17 protein-coding genes and 1 pseudogene are annotated in these 17519 nt (G+C 35.4%); all 18 read left to right on the forward strand.

Annotated elements, in window-relative coordinates:
* The first annotated feature begins 30 nt into the window (after positions 1 to 30).
* The 18 genes and pseudogenes from rpoZ to EO115_RS02680 all read left to right on the forward strand — a co-directional run bounded on the left by rpoZ (position 31) and on the right by EO115_RS02680 (position 16859).
* Entirely contained in the window at positions 31 to 243 is a 213-nt protein-coding gene (gene rpoZ, locus EO115_RS02595; protein ID WP_009354099.1) for a DNA-directed RNA polymerase subunit omega, read from the forward strand.
* Between the two features lie 180 nt (positions 244 to 423).
* Complete coding sequence (locus EO115_RS02600) at positions 424 to 918, forward strand: YajQ family cyclic di-GMP-binding protein (protein WP_062402554.1); 495 nt, start codon at positions 424 to 426, stop codon at positions 916 to 918.
* A 54-nt stretch (positions 919 to 972) separates the two neighbouring features.
* Complete coding sequence (gene cbiD / locus EO115_RS02605) at positions 973 to 2091, forward strand: cobalt-precorrin-5B (C(1))-methyltransferase CbiD (RefSeq protein ID WP_126937432.1); 1119 nt, start codon at positions 973 to 975, stop codon at positions 2089 to 2091.
* Positions 2067 to 2693: a precorrin-6y C5,15-methyltransferase (decarboxylating) subunit CbiE gene (cbiE, locus tag EO115_RS02610; protein WP_126937433.1), complete on the forward strand. Its 627-nt coding sequence runs from the start codon at positions 2067 to 2069 to the stop codon at positions 2691 to 2693. The genes cbiD and cbiE overlap by 25 nt, the downstream gene beginning before the upstream one ends.
* Complete coding sequence (gene cbiT / locus EO115_RS02615) at positions 2690 to 3271, forward strand: precorrin-6Y C5,15-methyltransferase (decarboxylating) subunit CbiT (RefSeq protein WP_126937434.1); 582 nt, start codon at positions 2690 to 2692, stop codon at positions 3269 to 3271. Before cbiE ends, cbiT begins: the two co-directional genes overlap by 4 nt.
* A gap of 1 nt (position 3272) precedes the next feature.
* On the forward strand, positions 3273 to 4031 hold the full coding sequence (gene cobM, locus EO115_RS02620; protein ID WP_126937435.1) for a precorrin-4 C(11)-methyltransferase: 759 nt from the start codon (positions 3273 to 3275) through the stop codon (positions 4029 to 4031).
* Positions 4031 to 5107, forward strand: a complete 1077-nt coding sequence (locus EO115_RS02625; RefSeq protein WP_126937436.1) for a cobalt-precorrin 5A hydrolase — start codon at positions 4031 to 4033, stop codon at positions 5105 to 5107. The genes cobM and EO115_RS02625 overlap by 1 nt, the downstream gene beginning before the upstream one ends.
* A gap of 20 nt (positions 5108 to 5127) precedes the next feature.
* Complete coding sequence (gene cobJ, locus EO115_RS02630) at positions 5128 to 5817, forward strand: precorrin-3B C(17)-methyltransferase (protein WP_371413250.1); 690 nt, start codon at positions 5128 to 5130, stop codon at positions 5815 to 5817.
* Positions 5814 to 6590: a precorrin-6A reductase gene (cobK, locus tag EO115_RS02635; protein ID WP_126937438.1), complete on the forward strand. Its 777-nt coding sequence runs from the start codon at positions 5814 to 5816 to the stop codon at positions 6588 to 6590. Before cobJ ends, cobK begins: the two co-directional genes overlap by 4 nt.
* Complete coding sequence (locus EO115_RS02640; RefSeq protein WP_062402575.1) at positions 6577 to 7242, forward strand: precorrin-8X methylmutase; 666 nt, start codon at positions 6577 to 6579, stop codon at positions 7240 to 7242. The genes cobK and EO115_RS02640 overlap by 14 nt, the downstream gene beginning before the upstream one ends.
* Before the next feature lie 35 nt (positions 7243 to 7277).
* Positions 7278 to 8240: a FecCD family ABC transporter permease gene (locus EO115_RS02645; RefSeq protein WP_371413252.1), complete on the forward strand. Its 963-nt coding sequence runs from the start codon at positions 7278 to 7280 to the stop codon at positions 8238 to 8240.
* Complete coding sequence (locus tag EO115_RS02650) at positions 8240 to 9013, forward strand: ABC transporter ATP-binding protein (RefSeq protein ID WP_126937440.1); 774 nt, start codon at positions 8240 to 8242, stop codon at positions 9011 to 9013. Before EO115_RS02645 ends, EO115_RS02650 begins: the two co-directional genes overlap by 1 nt.
* Before the next feature lie 513 nt (positions 9014 to 9526).
* A pseudogene (locus tag EO115_RS08445) lies at positions 9527 to 9964 on the forward strand (KilA-N domain-containing protein).
* A 3-nt stretch (positions 9965 to 9967) separates the two neighbouring features.
* A complete protein-coding gene (locus EO115_RS08450; protein ID WP_240628919.1) occupies positions 9968 to 10288 on the forward strand; it encodes a hypothetical protein in 321 nt (106 codons plus the stop codon).
* 211 nt (positions 10289 to 10499) lie between these two features.
* A complete protein-coding gene (locus EO115_RS02660) occupies positions 10500 to 11897 on the forward strand; it encodes a viroplasmin family protein (protein WP_240628920.1) in 1398 nt (465 codons plus the stop codon).
* Positions 11898 to 11925: 28 nt separating this feature from the next.
* Complete coding sequence (locus EO115_RS02665; protein ID WP_126937442.1) at positions 11926 to 12285, forward strand: type II toxin-antitoxin system RnlB family antitoxin; 360 nt, start codon at positions 11926 to 11928, stop codon at positions 12283 to 12285.
* Between the two features lie 1428 nt (positions 12286 to 13713).
* A complete protein-coding gene (locus tag EO115_RS02675; protein WP_126937443.1) occupies positions 13714 to 15576 on the forward strand; it encodes an ATP-binding protein in 1863 nt (620 codons plus the stop codon).
* A gap of 29 nt (positions 15577 to 15605) precedes the next feature.
* Positions 15606 to 16859, forward strand: a complete 1254-nt coding sequence (locus tag EO115_RS02680; RefSeq protein ID WP_126937444.1) for a DNA cytosine methyltransferase — start codon at positions 15606 to 15608, stop codon at positions 16857 to 16859.
* Positions 16860 to 17519 lie beyond the last annotated feature (660 nt).

Consider the following 17519-nt stretch of genomic DNA (forward strand, 5'->3'; position numbering starts at 1 on the left):
CTAGTGTTTAATACAGAGGAGACTTTCATTATGATGGTAGAACCGCATTTAAAAGATTTGGAAAAACAAGTGGATAGTAAATACACATTGGTGACATTAGCAGCTAAGCGTGCTCGTGAATTGACAGATGGAGATCCATCCCTTGTAGGTGAAGTAGGAACAGAAAATCCTGTATCCATTGCTTTGTATGAAATCGCCGCAGAGCAAGTAGGTTTTGAACGCACAAAAGATGGCGTAAAATAATTTGATATATTGATAATAGATACCTAATGAATAGAGGAATTAACACTGTATTCATTAGGTATTTTTTTAACGTATACTACATTCCTAAAAGCTATAATTAAAGCGCACTATAAAGGTAGAAAATATAAGGCAAGTAGGGTATAATTGAACTGTTCATGTAAATATGTATTGGAGGTTTATATGGCTAAAGATTGTTCATTTGACGTTGTATCCGAAGTGGATATGCAAGAAGTAGATAATGCAGTAAATCAAGCGAAGAAAGAAATTGGTACACGCTACGATTTCCGTAATAGTAAAGCAGATATAGAGCATGATGGTGATACCATTAAAATTCATTGTGATGATGAATATAAATTAGGTGCAATCATTGATGTGTTAAAAGGTAAAATGGTAAAACGTAATGTAGCCATTAAAAATTTAGAGTATGGTAAAATTGAACCAGCATCTGGCGGCACTGTACGCCAAGTTGTGACCATTAAAAATGGTATCTCTAAAGAGGTGGCTAAGGATGTTGTCAAATTAATCAAAAACATGAAGTTAAAAGTGACAGCTCAAATTATGGAAGACCAAGTACGTGTAGCAGGAAAAGATAAAGATCAACTACAAGCAGTGATTACCATGCTTCGTGAACAAGACTTACCTGTGGAATTACAATTTGTGAATTTCCGTTCTTAATCAAATAGAGGAGCATCACCCAATCGATGCTCCTATTTTATCATGTGAGGGACTATGAACGTAGAAGATATGCGTGGTGGGTACACCACTGGTTCCTGTGCAACCGCAGGGGTGAAAGCTGGACTCTTAGCCCTAATCGAAGAAGAAATAGTGGACCAAGTGTCTATACGAAATCCTCAAGATGCTTTCATTGTTGTGCCTATTGCGAAGGTAGAAGTACTATCACCTACTGAGGCTATGGTAACTGTTGTGAAAGACGGTGGCGATGACCCGGATGTAACACATGGTACAGATATTGTGACTACGGTGACATTAAATCAGTCGGGAACGATTACCTATGAAGCAGGTTTTGGCGTAGGAACCATAACGAAACCGGGACTGGCGTTACCTGTAGGAGAACCTGCTATCAATCCGGGCCCTAGAACAATGATTTCCTATGTGTTCGATGAACTAGTGCCTAAGGGTACGGGCATCCATGTGAAAGTATCCGTACCAGCCGGGGAAACCTTAGCTAGAAAGACCTTGAATGGCACTCTTGGTATTGAAGGTGGTATTTCTATCATTGGCACTACAGGTATTGTAAAACCAATGAGTGAAGAAGGATTCAAAAACTCCTTGGTACCTCAATTACGAGTGATGAAGGAAGCTGGTTACACCACTGCGATTTTAGTGCCTGGCCGTATTGGACAGGAAATTGCCAAAGAGCAGCTAGGTATTTCTATCAATCAAATGGCAGAAACTAGTAATTTTATCGGCTTTATGTTAGAACAATGCGTGAAGATTGGCTTCAAAAATATTCTTATCATAGGTCATATTGGTAAAATTATTAAATTGGCTAGCGGTAGCTTTCACACGCATAACCGCATGAGTGATGGACGTATGGAAACGATCGTGGCCTATGCAGCATTAGAAGGGGCCTCCCAACAGGTGTGTGAAGAATTGATGGACTGCCGCACTACAGAAGCAGCTATGCCAATTATTGAACGAGAGCATCTAGAGGGTATTTATCAGCGCGTAGCGGATCGCGCATCCTTGCGCTCTATGCGCTATATTGCGCAAGATGCAAACGTTGGTATTATCATATCTACCTTAGATGGCACTATATTGGCCGTCGATGAGGTAGCGAAGAAAATAGGAGAAGAAGAATCATGGCACATACCTTGTATGTCGTAGGTATTGGCCCTGGGAATCCAGAGTATGTAGTACCTAAAGGGTTACATCTTATCAAAGAGGCTAAAGTTCTTGTGGGAAGTGAGAGAGCATTAGAAGATTTTGCTCAGCATGGTCAGTTGACCTTTCCTATAGCGAAATTAGCGCCTATGGCAGAGTGGATGGGACAGCAACTACAATCCAATGACATTGTAGTCTTAGTCAGCGGTGATACGGGATATTATTCCTTATTGCCATACTTAAAAACTAAATTCCCTAACAATCCAATCGATGTGACGCCGGGCATAAGTTCCATGACATTTGCCTTTGCTAGACTTGGAGAAGTGTGGCATAATGCAGATTTAATGAGCTTTCACGGTCGTCGCCCAGAGGAAAAAGATTTGTATTATGCGGAAGGACGTAAATTAGGATTCTTAACAGATCCGGAACAGAATCCTGCCTATATTGCAAGCTATTTAATCGAAGAGCATGGTTGGCCGAAGAATACAAAAGCGGCTGCTTGCGAACGATTGAGTTATAAAGATGAGCGTATTGAACGCGGTACATTAGAAGAATTACAAGCATTGGAGGGCTTCGGTCACTCCGTGATGGTGGTATTAGGATGAGACATTTTTTTGGAATTGAAGACGAGGAATTTATTCGTGGCGACGTGCCCATGACGAAAAAAGAAATTCGCATGGTTGTTATGAATGAAGCTCGTATTGAAGAGGATAGCGTAGTTCTTGATGTAGGAGCTGGTACAGGTTCTATTTCTATAGAAGCTGCTTTAGGAGCTCCGAAAGGACATGTGTATGCTATTGAACGATTTGAAAAAGCGACAGATTTAATTCGCCAAAATCAAGAAAAATTTGGCGTAAAAAACTTAACAATTATTGAGGCCAAAGCCCCAGAAGGCATGGAAAATTTACCAGAATTAGATGCTGTTATTATTGGCGGTAGCGCTGGTGGCATGGGCACCATTATGGACGAAGCGACACGCTTGTTAAAGGTGGGCGGTCGTCTTGTGGTAACAGCTGTAACTATGGAAACAGGCTATACCATTTTGAAAGAGTTAAAAGGTAGACCGTATACCTATGAAGGATTTCAAATGCAAGTGAGCCGTTTCAGAAAAGCTGGCCCATACCATTTATTAAATCCATTGAGCCCTATTTTTATCGTAACTGCAGTGAAACAGGAGGCATAATATGGTACAAGTACATATCGTGGGCGCAGGCCCTGGAGATCCGGAATTAATTACCCGTAAGGGATACCGATTTGTACAAGAAGCAGATGTAGTAATCTACGCTGGTTCCTTGGTGAATCCAGAGATTTTAGAAGCCTGTAAAGAAGGTTGTGAAATTCATAACTCTGCATCTATGAGCTTAGATGATGTATTAGCAGTGACAAAAGTAAGTGTGGCAGAAGGTAAAACAGTGGTGCGCTTGCATACAGGTGACCCTGCGATTTATGGAGCCATCCAAGAGCAAATGGATGCCTTAAAAGAAATGGGCATTACTTATGATGTAACACCTGGGGTAAGCTCCTTCTTAGCAACCGCAGCAGCTTTGCAACAAGAGTATACATTGCCAAATGTAACACAAACTGTGATCATCACTCGCATGGAAGGCAGAACGCCTATGCCAGAGAAAGAGAAATTATCCATGTTGGCTAGCCATGGCGCAACAATGTGTATTTTCTTATCTGTCCAAATGATTGATAAAGTAGCGGCAGAATTAATTGAAGGTGGTTATGATAAAACAACACCTGTGGCGATCGTTGTGAAAGCATCTTGGCCAGATCAACGTATCATTCGTGGTACATTAGAAACGATTGCTGATGTGGTGGCAGAAGAAGGTGTGATCCGCCAAGCTATGATCGTAGTAAGCCGTGTATTAGATACAGATTACGAATTATCTAAACTCTATGACAAAGGCTTTGCTCATATGTATCGAGATGCTAAGTAATGAAGATTGCTATCGTATCTGTTACAAAACGTGGGGCTAAGCTAGGCCAACAAGTACGTAGTGCCTATGTACAGGAACATGTGGTAGATTGTTATGAAAAAGAAGAGCGTGAAAGTGGTGAAACAGCCATATCCTTTTCTTCTTTGAAACCGTATATAGAACAGTTGTGGAAAGACTATGACCGTATCTTATTCATTATGGCCACAGGCATTGTAGTGCGTATGATTGCACCTTTCATCAAGCATAAATCGGAAGATCCAGCTATCTTGGTGATGGATGAAGGTGGTCACTTTGTGATTAGTCTTTTATCTGGACATCTAGGTGGTGCTAATGAATGGACTAGTGAAGTAGCTATGATTACAGGGGCGACTCCGGTGATTACGACAGCTACAGATGTGAATCAATTGCCAGCACCAGATGTATTGGCTCGCAAGATAGGCGCCAAGGTAGAAGATTTCTCCATGCTTATCAAGGTGAATGCAGCCATCGTCAATGGAGAATCTGTCAAATATTATTTGGATAGTACCTTGGCAGATGACTTTGAAAGTGCTGTACAAGCACATCAAGTGGACTATGCTCTCTTTCATCCAGAGGAAGTATTCCCATGGGGGAATGAGCCAAAGGTTGTGATTACAGATAGAATCATTGATTGTATAGGTGTCACACTGGTGTTACGACCAGCGACTATGACGGTAGGCATCGGATGTCGCCGTGATACACCGAAAGAATTGATACTTTCAGCGGTGGCAGAATCATTGCAAAACATAAAACGGTCCCCATTAAGTGTTAAGGGAGCTGCCTCAGTTATCGTGAAAGCTGATGAAGTAGGATTATTAGAAGCTATGGAAGCGCTCAAATGGCCTATCCAGTTTTATACACAAGAAGAAATGGCCCCTTGTATTGAAGAGGCACAAATTATTGAATCAAATTTTGTTAAACAAACCATAGGAGTAGGAAACGTATGCGAAACGACAGCACTATTACTAGCGCAGGGGCAGGAGCTACTGCAGCACAAAACAATATTTCCGAGAACAACCGTAGCCATTGCACGGGTACATTGCAAGTTATCGGAATAGGACCTGGTAACCCAGAGTTCATGACCCCAGAAGCACGTGAAGCGATTTTACAAGCAGACCGTGTAGTAGGTTATATTACGTATTTAGATTTGATTAAAGACCTTGTAGCAGAAAAAGTTACTGTAGGAACAGGCATGATGCAAGAAGTAGATCGTTGCCAACAAGCAGTGGATTTAGCTGTAGAAGGTTATAAAGTGGTGGTGGTATCCAGCGGTGACCCTGGTGTATACGGCATGGCTGGTCTTGTCATCGAATTGGCTAATAAAGTAGCAGAGGAGAAACGTCCTCCTGTACATATCGTTCCAGGTTTAAGTGCTGTGAACATGGCAGCAGCTGTATTGGGTGCTCCATTGATGCATGACTTCGCTGTGATCAGCTTGAGCGATTTGATGACACCATGGGATTTAATCAAAAAACGTGCCGCACTGTGTGCTGAAGGTGATATGGTTATCGCATTGTATAATCCACGCAGTAAAAAACGTGTGACTCATTTAGATGAAGTGCGTGAACTAGTATTGCAACACCGTGACCCTAAAACGCCAGTAGGCATTGTCCAAAAAGCAGGCCGTGCAGGTCAACATATCATCATTTCTGATTTAGAACATTTCCACAAAGAAGAAATCGATATGCAAACATTAGTTATCATTGGTAATAGCCAAACCTATGTGGAAAATGGTAAAATCATTACGCCGCGAGGATATAAACTGTGATTTGGGTCATAGCAGGTACGCTAGATGGTCGTAATTTGGCGGTAGCAGTACAAGAGCATACAGGATTACCTGTATTGGTGTCTGTGGTGAGCCAATATGGGGCACAATTAGCATCCCATCCAGGTATTGAAGTGCATGAAGGTCGTTTGAATTTAGAGGAAATGAAAGATCTCATTCAAAATAAAGGGATTACGATGCTCATCGATGCGAGCCATCCCTATGCAGCGATTGTGACGGCCACAGCTCGTGAGGCCGCTGCAGATATGGAGATTCCTTTCATTCGTTTTGAACGGAAAGAAGTGCCATTGCCAGAGTATGCTAAATTACATCATGTGAGCAATGAGGAAGAGGCAGCTACGTTAGCGGGTGAGCTAGGTAAGGTAGTATATCTTACAACGGGGAGTAAGACGATGCATGTCTTTGCCAAGTCCGAAGCTTTACAAGATAAAGAAGTATGGACCCGTGTATTACCGACGGCGGAAGTGCTACAAATGATGGAAGATTTGGGCGTATCTCCTAAGCATACAATCGCTATGCAAGGACCATTTTCTTATGACATGAATAAGGTCATGTTCCAAGATACAAAAGCAGAGGTAGTAGTGATGAAAAACTCTGGCCTTGTGGGAGGCTCAGATACAAAGTTACAAGCTGCTATCGATTTAAACGTACATGTCATCGTTATCGATCGCCCAACACCGGCGAAAGGGGCAGTGACAATTTCAGCAGCAGAAGAATTTAAAACTCTATGGGAGGATTACGATGGATTACATTAAAAACCCGAAAGCAATTGAAGATAAAAGTATGGAAATTATTTACCCATATGTGAAAGACATGGGATTTACTGAGGACGAAATTCGTGTAGTATCTCGTACTATCCATGCATCTGGTGACGTAGAATATGCGAAATTATTCCGTACTAGTGAAGGTGCAGTAGCGGCAGGTATTGCAGCTGTTAATAATGGCGCTCATGTTTACACTGACGTGGAAATGGTGCGTACAGGTATTTCTAAACCAGCATTGAAACTTCACAACAGTGAAGCGCATTGCTTAATTCGTGACGAAAAAGTAGCTGAAATGGCAAAAGAATTAGGCGTAACACGCTCTATTGCTGCGATGCGTACATTCGGTAAACAGTTAGAAGGCCAAATTGTGGCAATTGGTAATGCACCAACTGCTTTATACGAAGTATTGCGCCTAGCGTTAGAAGAAGGTATCCGTCCTGCTTTAATCATCGGTATTCCAGTAGGCTTCGTAGGCGCTGCAGAATCTAAAGATTATTTAGCAGAAGTATCTCCAGTTCCTTATATTACAATCCAAGGTAACAAAGGTGGTAGCTCCATTGCTGCATCCGTTGTTAACGCATTGTTCTACACAGATGTAAAACGTAACGACATGTTGTTTGTAGAAGGAAAAGAAAAGAAATAATGGATAGAACGAGTCAAACACGCAATGCATGGCGTATGTTTCTCGTTCTAGTGTTTGGGGCAGCAGCGATTGCTGCCCTAATCTTATCATTAGTATTCGGGTCCGCCCAGACTACATTGGCTCAAATTTGGCACACATTGTGGTCTCCCACTTTATCTGATACGAACTCACTAGTCATATGGAACATTCGCTTACCGAGAAATATAGTAGCGGCTCTAGTAGGGTCCAATCTAGCAGTAGCAGGTGCTATCTTACAGGCTGTAATGAAAAATCCATTAGCAGATCCGCAAATTGTAGGGGTTTCCTCAGGCGCAGGATTAGCTGGTGTTATTGTATTAATTTTATTTCCTTATCTAGAATATGCAGTACCACTCATTGCCTTTATTGGCGCTTTGACAGCGGCTATACTTGTGTATGCCTTAGCTTGGAAACAGGGCATACGACCAAGCCGCATTATATTAGCTGGCGTAGCGGTAGCAGCATTCCTAGGGTCCATGATATCTGCCCTTCTTGTATTCTATGGAGATCGAGTGCAAGGGGCTTTATTATGGATGGTAGGCGGTCTTGCCGCTCGTAGTTGGCCACAAGTGTATGTGTTAATTCCTTATACCATAGGTGGTTTGGTATTTGCCTTCTTAGGGGCAAAACGATTGACCATACTCAGCTTAGGTGATGAAACAGCACGCAGTTTAGGATTAGCTGTAGAGAAAACAAGGTTTATGATGACAGCCGTGGCAGCATTATTAGCAGCTAGTGCTGTATCTGTGGCAGGATTGATTGGTTTTGTAGGGCTGATTATTCCTCACATTGCACGTATGATGCTAGGCACAGACTATCGCTTTCTGTTACCAGGATCTGCCTTTTTAGGAGCTTTCGTTCTTGTCATAAGTGATACTGTAGGGCGTACTATATTTAGTCCTATTGAAATTCCAGTAGGTATTATTATGGCCTTCTTTGGGGCTCCATTCTTCTTGTATTTATTGAGGAGGGATGACTAATGAAACCAGTAATTTCTGTGAAAGATTGTCGTGTCTCCTTTGGTGAAAAAGAAGTTTTAAAAGGTATCGAGTGGACCGTATACGAAGGTGAAATCGCTACGTTAATTGGTCCTAATGGTTGTGGTAAAAGTACTTTATTACATGCCATTACTAGTGCTATTAAAAGGACTGGAAACATCCAAATTGCTGGGAAAGAGGCAAAGGAGTATTCGAATAAAGAATTAGCTAGATATATGGCATTCTTACCACAAGTACCATCTATCCCAAAAGATATGTTAGTAGAAGAACTCGTCAACTGTGGTCGATTCCCTTACCAATCTTGGTGGAAGCAACAAGGAGCCCATGACAAAGAAGTAGTAGATGCTGCCTTAGAGGCCACACAAGTGAGCCATTTGCGGAATCAACTAGTATCTTCCTTGTCTGGTGGTGAACGGCAACGTGTATGGATTGCCATGGCACTAGCTCAGGAGCCGCAGGTATTGATTTTAGATGAACCAACCACATATTTAGACATTAACCATCAATTGGAGATTATGGAACTATTACAGGACTTAAATCGCCGTGAAGGGTTAACAGTTGTCATGGTTCTTCATGAATTGAATCAAGCGGCACAATATTCCCATCGGGTCGGTGTACTCTATCAAGGACAGATCTTGGCCGATGGATCACCAAAAGATGTGATGACAGAAGAATTACTAGAAAAAGTATTTGCTGTTAGAACCGATGTAGAAGTAGGGGAGTTTCCTTATATACGGATACAGGGGTTGCTGTAGTACTTGAACAAAATTTAATAAGAAATCTATAATTCTTTATATTGGCATAGTCATAACCATGGGCTATGCCGATTTTTTATGACTTGGGAGATGTACTTAGTTCGTGGGAGTTTGCTAGTACGACTGGATGATAAATAGTATATAAAACGATAATTGTATGATACAATAACGTTATATAATGAGTAAAAAACGACAGATAATATTGTAGCGATTTCAAAGAAAAATAAAGAATGTGTAATTTAGTTATACGAAAATATCGTACAACTGAAATTAGGATTATCAGATGGTAAAAATATAATATAAACATATTTACACAAAATATTTTACACTGTCCAGACACTAACGTATTTTACTTAGATTATACCGTTCTTTATACAGCTAAGGTTCTAGCAAATTTTGAAATCAAAAAATGAATGGATAGTGTGCGGTTTAGAGAAGTTATCACAAAAATAAATGTTGTAAATAGTACATCAATATAAAGTAGGAATGCATATATCTAAGGCGAATAAAGAGATGATTGAAGTAAAAGGTTTCACTTTTCAAATTTATACTGAAGACTTTGAAAACGACTATATAAGTCTGACGGATATTGCAAGATATAAAAGTGATGAGCCAAGTGATGTAATCAAAAATTGGATGAGAAGAAAAGATACTATTGAATTTATTGAGTTATGGGAAAGCTTGAATAACATTAATTTTAATTCGGTCGAATTCGACTGAATTAAATCTGAAGCTGGATATAATCCCTTTACATTGTCTCCTAAGAAATGGATAGAAAAAGCAGTAGCAATCGGAATTATGTCAAAAGGTGGAAGATATGGTTGTGCATTTGTGCATACAGATATTGCTTTTGAAATTGATTCATGGATTTCTGTTGAATTCAAGATGTATGTTATTCAGGATTACAAGAGACTTAAGGAAGATAAAAATTTTAAGTTATCATTAGACTGAAATTTGAATATAGAAATTTCTAAGATTAATTACAAAATTTATATAGATGGAATCAAAGAATATCTTTTAAGAGATCTTACTAATGAACAGCTATCTTATAAATATGAAAGTGAAACAGATATGCTAAACGTAGCTCTGTTTGACAAAAGAGCAAAACAGTGGCGTGAAGAGAATCTTTACTTAAAGGGAAATATGAGAGACTATGCAAGTCTGAAAGCGTTACTGGTTCTGGCAAATATGGAAAGCTATAATGTAACTCTTATTGGTAAAGGTAAGGAGCAGAAAGAAAGAATGATAGAACTTAGAAAGCTTACTAAAACTTAGCTAATGTCGATTAAAAAGTTGAACAATACAGGAATCAAGAGCTTAGAAGATAAGTCAAAGAAATAGAGAGATGTGTTATAAGATTTTAAATGATTCATATCAAAATGTTCAATTTCTACTAGCAATCTAAGATTGCTTAGAAAATTAAAATAGATAGTTGGTATTGATAAAAATATTTAAAAATAGTAAAATTTAAAATTATGAAATTGAGGTGATTAGTTTGAAAGTATATGCTGTAAAAAAAGGGTATAAAACGGGAATTTTCGATAATTGGGCAGATTGTTTAGAAGCTACAAAAGGATTTTCAAAAGCAGAATTTAAATCTTTCAAAACAAGAAAAGAAGCAGAGTTGTACCTTGAAGATCGTGATATTTGGGTTGAAAAGATTTCAAAAGATAATGCTGAAGGTTTCTTAGTTGCGTTTACGGATGGAAGTTTTGATAAAGATTTAAACAGATATTCGTATGGTGTACAGTTTATACTTCCAAATGGACAGGAAAGTAATGTGTGTGGATATGGATGTAATCAGTCATACATTGAGAGCAATAATATAATAGGTGAAATTTTCGGAGTAATCAATGCTCTTGATTGGGCTATGTCAAATAATTATGAAAAAATTAGAATATACTATGACTATGAAGGTTTATCAAAATGGATATCAGGAGAATGGGCTGCTAAATCTAAAGTAGCTAGAATGTATGTTGGAGTATATGAATCGAAATTTAAAGATTTTCTACAAATAGAGTTTATAAAGGTTCCTAGTCATAGTAATATAATTTATAATGAAAAAGCTGACCATTTGGCAAAATCTGCTTTAATAGATAAAAAGAAAGTTGCTGTAAAAGGAGACAATTGGTTTACTATTCCATATTTTAAACAAAGTGATTTTGAAGCTTTTGTGCAAATTATTGAGGAATCAGATGATAGTATTACTCACACTGTAAATCGTAATGCAGATAAGATTATATATAAGTTTAAAATGAATTCGGATTCTGTGACTGTTACCTTATTTAAAACAGGTCAACATAAATTGTTGTTACAGGGGAAAAACTGTTGTTTATTTCAAGTAGTCACATCAACAATTATTGAATTATATGATGATAGCCATGTTGAACAGATACTTGCAAACGCTTATCGTATAAGTATAAAAAAAGATACTATTTCATCCTTGTATAATCTAATAATGAAAGGATTACCTACAAACTATCCTGATGGAATAAAAAGACTTTTAAAGCAATCGTTAATTAATATGAAATATTATATTGAAAGTGAAGATTACTCTATGTATGCTTTCCCTGCACTAAGAGCATTAGAGGGGCATATTAAATACTTGATTACATGTGTAGGTGGAGTGGCTAATAGAACTTTTGGCTGCTTTCAACCGGACCCTGTGGATACAAGCAAATATATAGTTTCACAGAATTTTTTAGATACAAGTAAAAATTCTAGTATTGAAAAGTGTTATAATTATTATAAAGCGCATAGGGATACACTATTTCATTTTGGAGATATATTAGGAGCAGCAGATAATACTAGATTGATTAAAAATAAAGAAGAAGCAGATGAATTTATAAAAAAGTGTATTGATTTAATAATATCGGAACAATAAAAAGAGAAAAATAGAAGGAGGAAATGTCATGAACGAATATATAATAATTAAGATTAACGTAAAAGAATATGACAGCTTAATCCTTTGCCTAACCTTTGAAAGCTTATTAACATATATACATAAAATAGAGAACAATCTTAAACGAAATTTAGGGATTAAAAATGTGTTGATTGATCAACTGTTAATAACTGGAAATAATTCTAATAGATTTTTAAAGTGCCATTTTATAAGTGGTAAATTAGATTTGAATACAGCACAAATAGTTACACCTTCAGATTATATAAAGAAAGAGGTTGTTAAATGGTTACATAATAATTATCATTGTGTGAATAATTCTATATTAACAGATGAACAGCGTCAGAAAATTAAAGATAATATTATATTATAATCTGCAATTAATAAATTATGTGAGACGAAAAATAGAAAAAATACCGCCCTTTTCAGGGCCTTTGTCAAATGCAAGGAGATGTTCGTATAAAAAGTTTTTAGCACTAGCTATTTAAATAGCCGGTGCTATTCTTTTTACTTAATAGAAGTATACGAACTCTGAAGAGTTTAAAAAGACGCAATCCATAAGTTTATTCTCTTTAATACTTGGTTAATTGTATAATGAAATTGAACAGTGCATCAGAAATGATAATTTGGATAAAACCTTGTATAACTACGTGTATGAAGGCCTTTTCTGCCTATCCTTGACTTTTCTTGTATAGTCAAAAGAAAATAAATAAAGTACACTTAACGTACCCGTAAACGTTAATCTTTGATTAAGTATTGATGATCGTAGCTCAGCAGTAGATGAATATACGGAACTTTAGCACTGAGACGTGGATATAATTTGTAGGAAAAAGTAAAATATTAACTTCTGCTAGTGATATTACTTGAAAGAAATATACGCTTGAACGTTCAACTGTTAGCGGATAGTATTTCTGACAATGAAGTAACAAATAAGATTGCTGCATAGATAGATACTATAGTAATAGGCCAGTAAATCGTATCACTTCAAATAAGGATAGTGAGTCTACTAAGGTTTCAAATAGTTGTATAGGACTCTACTTTGTATATTTTGGTAACTCCAATTCAACTTGGTAAAGAGGTGTAAATAAATATGATAATGGATTGTTAAGACGATTTATATCAAAAGGTAAAGTATTCAGTAATCTTGTCATAGGTATTCTTAAAGCTGTACAAAATTGGATAAATCAGTATTCAAGAAGGCTTCTTGAATACTAAATAACAAGAGAAATGTACATAAATAAAATATCGAATCTATTTTGCTAATCTTCATTTCAATCTATTATTAGATATTTTGATATTTATATTGAAAAGTTCAATTTCGACTTGCAATTTAAGGTATAAAATTGGTTTGAAAAAGAGAATAAAAGTGCATAATAAGTGCTGATTTTTGTGATATAATAAAAGTAATATAATTTTACCAAGAAAATGACTTATGATTAGTCATCTCAATATTAAGCTATAAAAAATTATTTTTAAAATTAACAGATAAAGATATGAGGAATATTGAATTTATGAAAACAACAGGGTTATAAGTGAATTACCTAAGAAATAAGACGATGTATATATTCTTTTATTAAATGCATTTAAAGTGAAACTAGAGAGATAAAATTGCAGATATTTCTAGATTGTTGGTTGGCAATTTAGTTTCAGAATTCATGAGGCTTGGACTAAGGCTGAATCAAGTTTGAAGTTTAAAGCTTAATACACAAATTATAGGTATGTCTATAATAATTATATCGATAGATTATAGTTAGAAATAGGAATGCTAGGAGGGTCTGATAGTTTTATCAGATGTAATATTATGAAAAATAGTGGATTTAAAATTAAATTTGATAAAAATACAATTGATCATTTAGGGATAAAATTATATAGTTCATTTCCTCCAGTTATCGCTGAATTAATTTCAAATTCTTACGATGCAGATGCTGAAAATGTAGAGATAAAAATTAACTATGATGAAAAGGTAGTAACGGTTACAGATGATGGAATAGGAATGAACCATGAGGAATTAAATCAGAACTTTTTGGTGATCGGTAGAAACAGAAGAAAAGCCGAAGGCACAGGTGTTTCTAAAGTAAAAAAAAGAAAAGTGACAGGAAAGAAAGGGCTAGGTAAATTAGCTGTATTTGGTATTGCAAAGACTATAGAGGTATATTCTATAAAAGATGGTGTGAAAAATGCTTTTAGTATTAATTATGATGAAATGAAAGCAGAAAGTGAATCAGAATATAAGCCAAAAGTGATTTGTGAAAATGAAAATACCAATGAACAATCTGGGACTGTGGTTAAAATTAAAGAAATTAAGCAAAGTTCAATAATGGGCATTGAAGATTTAGCATACAATTTATCCAGAAGATTTTCGTTTTATGATGCTGAGTTTGAGGTTAAACTTATTGATGAAAGTTTACAACAAGAGCAACCAATTACAAAATCAATTTATTTTGATAAGTTAGAAAAAGAATTTGAATGGAAATTTCCAGAAGACTTTATAAATGATATTAATATTGTAGATGAATTTCAAAGGCTAAAAGATCATGGTATTACTGGAAGGGTATATACTAAATCGACTCCTTTAAGAAAAAAAGATAGTGGTTTTTTGCTATATGTTAGAAATAAATTGGCTTCAGAAAATGTGTTTTTTGATGATAGGGCAAATGATAGTTTTAATGGCTATGTAACTGGATTTTTTAATATTGATTTTATAGATGATTCAGATGAAGAGGATTATATATCTACAGCGAGACAGTCAATCCTGTGGGAAGAAAATGAAAGTATAATTCAATTGAAAAATGATTTAAATAAGTTGATTTCAAAAATATCATCTTTATGGAGAGAAAACAGAAGAAAGAAAAAAGAAGAGCTTATTACTTTAGATAAATCGTTTTTTAAGGGATTAACACCAACAGAAATAAGTAGCATCAAGAAGGTTAAAGATACATTATTAGCAAATTCCACAGAAACAGATGATATAGAATTAATTAAGCGCGTTTTGGACAACTTAAAAAATTTATATAAATTTGAGAGCTTTCAGTCATATATAGAGAATTTAAAAGCCGAGAATTTAACAGTCGATGAAGTTGAAAAAATAACTTCAGATTGGGAATATATAGAGGCAAAAGAGCTTGCAAAAGTTGCAGTTGGTAGAATAAAAGCTATAGAACAATTTGAAAAGTATGTTAATGGAAATGAGAGTGAATCTAAGGTAATTCAGCCATTTCTAGAAAAGTTTCCTTGGATTTTAGATCCTAGAATTACAACATTTGAAAGAGAAAAATCATATAGTGAAATTTTAAAACAGTATTTTCCAGATGAAAAATTAGAGGGAAGTAATCGTAGGATTGACTTTCTTTGTAATTTAGTAAATGGTGAATTAATTATTATTGAATTGAAGAGACCGAACATTAAAATTAAAACAGAGGAAATAAATCAAGCGTTAGATTATAAAATTTTTGTTCAAAATCATTATAAGTTGGATAAAGTAACAACATTTTTGATGTCCGATAGATATGATATGGATCCTATAGTTAGTACTACTGCAAATTCATTAGAAAAAAGTGGTGATTTATTTATAAGATCATATTCAGACTTGTTAAGAGATGCAAAAAAGTTTAATCAAGAATTTATAAATAAATATGAAGAAATTAAAGAAGCGTATGATAATTGATTTAATTAAATACGAATGGTGGTGAGGTTATGCTAAATATAGTAGATGTGTTTTCAGGAGCAGGTGGATTAACCGAAGGATTTAGGTATAAAGATTATTATAATTTTATTTGTCATATAGAAATGGACAAAGATGCTTGCTCTTCTTTAGAGTTAAGAAATATATATTACTATTTAAAAAAAGAAAATAACCTATCTCCATATTTTGAATATATTCGAGGTGAAATCTCTAGAGATGATTTGTACTCGATTATACCAAGAGATCTGACTAAAGATATACTGAATAAAGAAATCAGTAAAGATATCATGCCTTCGATTTTTGAATTTATTGACCAAAGATTAGGCAATAATGAGTTAGATGGTATTATTGGCGGACCACCATGTCAGGCATATTCTACAATCGGTAGAGCCAATAACAAGTCGAAAAAATCTACTGATAAAAGAATCTATCTATATAAACACTATTTAGATTTTTTAGATAAATATAAACCAAAGTTCTTTATTTTTGAAAATGTTAAAGGGTTGCTTTCGTTTAAGGATTTATCAGGTGAGTTACTTTTGCCAAAAATAATTTGCGAATTTGATAAGTGTGGATATAAGGTGGATTATCAAATAGTAGATGCAAGTAATTATGGAGTAGTACAAAAAAGAGAACGTTTAATACTTGTCGGACATCGTAAAGATTTATTGTTTGATACCACATTTTTTGACTGTTTGGCTAAATATGTTGAGGTTGCCCCAACTATAAAAGAATTGTTTGAGGACTTGCCAAGTATAAAGTCGGGAGGAAGTTCTCATAAGTATTGTTCTGATGTTTCAAGTCAGTTTGTTGCAAAATATATTCGTAAAAATTATGATATTTTAACACAACATGCTGCAAGGCCCCATAATGAAAATGATTTGAAGATATATAAATTGGTACTAAAAGCTAAGAAAAAAGGTAAGAATTTAAGGTATATCGATATACCTGAAGAACTACAAACACATTCTAATACCACATCTTTTTTAGATAGATATAAAGCTTTGGATTATGGCTCTATTAGTCATACAGTTGTTGCTCATATTTCAAAGGATGGACATTACTATATCCACCCAGATTTAAGACAGAATCGTTCAATTACGGTAAGAGAAGCAGCTAGGATACAAGGATTTCCAGATGATTTTTATTTTGAAAATTCACGAACGGCTGCATTTAAACAGATAGGAAATGCTGTTCCACCAATTCTATCTAAAAAAATTGCAATGGCTGTTATAGATTTTTTGCGAGTACAAAAAAAAGAATGAATTACCTCTCCATCTCATTATCGTTATTTTTTTTATAATTTTTTCTGATTTAACACTGATCTTACATATCGGAATTTTAAGAAAAATTATTTTTGTCAAGTTTTGGGGACAGCAGTTAATCTATTCAGTTCATTTAGTATGAGAAATGTATAAAAATATAAATATAAAGAAATAATAAGAAACATAGGAGAGATACATGGGATGTAACTAATTATAGTACAAAAAAGTAGCCCTACTTATGTTTCTTTTTTAGAATCTATAATATATTTTGCTGTCCTATCCAAAATATAATATAGATCCCTCAAAGAAGAATGGTATTTTAGTATTATTGATATTGTTGGAGCACTAATTGAAGGTAAAAACCTAAGAAGATAAAGAAGTGATTAAAAAACGAAAGATGAAGAGGGTGCAATGCAGTTGTACGAAAATATCGTACAACTGCATTTAGAATCATTAGATGGAGAAAAATACAATACCAACGTTACTGACATTCAAGGACTCTTTCGTATTATAAGATGGAGATTATACAAAGTAAAAGTGATTAAATTTCAACGTCAATATAGATAGCTTCATTAATAATATCATTGATATGTAGTGTATTTAATAAATCTATCTTAGTATTAGTTATTAAAACTGAACTTTCTTTCTGTGATTTTTCTT

It is taken from the genome of Veillonella sp. CHU740 (genome assembly GCF_003992055.1).
In the GTDB taxonomy this organism is placed as follows: Bacteria; Bacillota; Negativicutes; order Veillonellales; family Veillonellaceae; genus F0422.

Coding starts and splice junctions, on each gene's coding strand:
- rpoZ (WP_009354099.1), top strand. CDS start 31: ATGATGGTAGAACCGCATTTAAAAGATTTGGAAAAACAAGTGGATAGT.
- EO115_RS02600 (WP_062402554.1), top strand. CDS start 424: ATGGCTAAAGATTGTTCATTTGACGTTGTATCCGAAGTGGATATGCAA.
- cbiD (WP_126937432.1), top strand. CDS start 973: ATGAACGTAGAAGATATGCGTGGTGGGTACACCACTGGTTCCTGTGCA.
- cbiE (WP_126937433.1), top strand. CDS start 2,067: ATGGCACATACCTTGTATGTCGTAGGTATTGGCCCTGGGAATCCAGAG.
- cbiT (WP_126937434.1), top strand. CDS start 2,690: ATGAGACATTTTTTTGGAATTGAAGACGAGGAATTTATTCGTGGCGAC.
- cobM (WP_126937435.1), top strand. CDS start 3,273: ATGGTACAAGTACATATCGTGGGCGCAGGCCCTGGAGATCCGGAATTA.
- EO115_RS02625 (WP_126937436.1), top strand. CDS start 4,031: ATGAAGATTGCTATCGTATCTGTTACAAAACGTGGGGCTAAGCTAGGC.
- cobJ (WP_371413250.1), top strand. CDS start 5,128: ATGACCCCAGAAGCACGTGAAGCGATTTTACAAGCAGACCGTGTAGTA.
- EO115_RS02640 (WP_062402575.1), top strand. CDS start 6,577: ATGGATTACATTAAAAACCCGAAAGCAATTGAAGATAAAAGTATGGAA.
- EO115_RS02645 (WP_371413252.1), top strand. CDS start 7,278: ATGTTTCTCGTTCTAGTGTTTGGGGCAGCAGCGATTGCTGCCCTAATC.
- EO115_RS02650 (WP_126937440.1), top strand. CDS start 8,240: ATGAAACCAGTAATTTCTGTGAAAGATTGTCGTGTCTCCTTTGGTGAA.
- EO115_RS02665 (WP_126937442.1), top strand. CDS start 11,926: ATGAACGAATATATAATAATTAAGATTAACGTAAAAGAATATGACAGC.
- EO115_RS02675 (WP_126937443.1), top strand. CDS start 13,714: ATGAAAAATAGTGGATTTAAAATTAAATTTGATAAAAATACAATTGAT.
- EO115_RS02680 (WP_126937444.1), top strand. CDS start 15,606: ATGCTAAATATAGTAGATGTGTTTTCAGGAGCAGGTGGATTAACCGAA.